The organism is Frankia tisae, from assembly GCF_025403405.1.
GTDB classification, from domain to species: Bacteria; Actinomycetota; Actinomycetes; order Frankiales; family Frankiaceae; genus Frankia; species Frankia tisai.
The window spans coordinates 1-1752 of the sequence record NZ_JANEZT010000652.1 but is presented as its reverse complement, the minus strand read 5'-3'; the positions used below and the strand labels follow the sequence as shown (position 1 = coordinate 1752).

General features: G+C 70.9%; 1 protein-coding gene. It reads right to left on the bottom strand.

All coding sequences use genetic code 11. The features are described from left to right. Positions 1 to 157: 157 nt before the first annotated feature. A complete protein-coding gene (locus tag NBZ85_RS30850) occupies positions 158 to 934 on the bottom strand; it encodes an SDR family NAD(P)-dependent oxidoreductase (protein ID WP_261560515.1) in 777 nt (258 codons plus the stop codon). Positions 935 to 1752 lie beyond the last annotated feature (818 nt).

Genomic DNA, 1752 nt, shown 5'->3' with positions numbered 1-1752 from the left:
ACGGCCGGCTCAGATCGACACCGTCGATCTCCGCGCCGATGGTGGGCTGCAACGGCCGCACAGCCAACGACGATTGAACGGGTACCTCGACGACAGTAGTCACTGTCTGTCCCTTCGATCGGGGTGACGCGGGTGGATCCGGGTTGGATGGTGCCGGTCAGTAGTGGATGGGGCCCGGGGTGCCGCCGCCGGCGGCGATCGACTCGCCGGTCACGGCGACCGCCAGCGGAGAGGCGAGAAAGGTCACCACCGCGGCAACCTCGTCGGCAGTGACGGCCCGCCCGATGGAGATGCGCGCTGCGGCGGCGGAGATCTGTTCGTCGGACAGCACGACGCTCCCGCCGTGGTCGCCGGTCAGCGTCAGCCCCGGATGCACCACGTTGACGGTCACGCCGTGCGGGCCCAGTTCGTCGGCCAGGGTCTTGGTGAGAGCGGCGACGCCAACATTGCGGATCGAACCGGAGGCCAGGCCGACCTGACGGGCGGCCAGCCCGCCGATGTTGATGATCCGACCCCAGCGCTGCGCGACGAAGTGCGGCGTGACCGCCTGCGCGGCGCGCAGATAGCCGAGCACCTTGACATTGAAATCGGCGGCGGCGTCCGCGGTGGACAGAGCACCGACACCCCCCGGTCCGCCGGCGCCGCCAGGCCGGGCCGCGTTGTTGACCAGGATGTCGACGCCACCGAGTTCGGCGACGGCACTCTCGACCAGGGCCTGGACGGAGGCGTCGCTGGCGGTGTCGGTGACCACCGGGACCACCGTCGCACCACCCACGGCAGACAGCTCCGCGGCAGCAGCCTTCAACACCTCGGCGTCCCGGGCCGCGATGACGACCTGGACTCCCTCGGCTAGCAGCGCGCCGGCGACAGCCCGCCCGATGCCACGGCTGCCACCAGTGACGATCGCCCGTCGACCCGCAAGCTGGAGATCCACTCGTGCTCCTTGTCCGTTGTCTGGCCGCCCGGCCGTCGTCTGGTCGTTTGGTTGTTTCACAGGTGCGGCGAGGTTCGGGTAAAGCCGGCCGCCCGACGCCAAGGCCGGGCCGCTCGGACGCGGCGCACGCCGTCGGGCCGCAGCCGGGCCCCTGGAACCGTAGGCGGGAACCCGACAGGGTAGGTAGGCAGGTAGGCACCCGGACCCGCAGGCAGGCACCGAGACGGGGACGGACGGGCGCCGGGAGTACCGGGCGGGCCCGGCGCGCCGGCCAGGTGGAGCGGCCCGCCCCCGGTGTCGAGCGCAGGCGGGCCCTCCCCTGCGCGGCGGAACCGCCGAGGAAAGCTGCCGGGACGACGATGGGCTACCGGGCGGTTGAGACTGACGGGGCGTTGGGTATCGGCGTCAGCCGTGGCGCTCCGGACAGCTCGCGGACATGACTCGCAGCAGGTCGATGTGCTCGCGCCTGACCAGAGAGGCGATCGTCAACACATCCCCAACATGACCTCGCATTGTCGATCAGTCAAGTGTGGGAATGGGGTGACATGCGCCACATAACGACGAGCAGACCGATGGTGATACACCGTTGACCAGGCGGGTGCCCGACCGCATGGAAGGACCACACCGACATGACGCTCTCCACTCACAATTCAGCCCCGACAGCCCCGACAGCCCCGACAGCCCCGACAGCCCCGACAGCTGAAACGTCCGACGCCACGGTGCCCCACAGTGCGGCGCCCGACGGCCGGCGGGCAAGCCCCTGGGCCGGGCTGGTCTCCCCCGCCGAGGGCGGCGAATGGCCCCGTCCGGTACCGGTC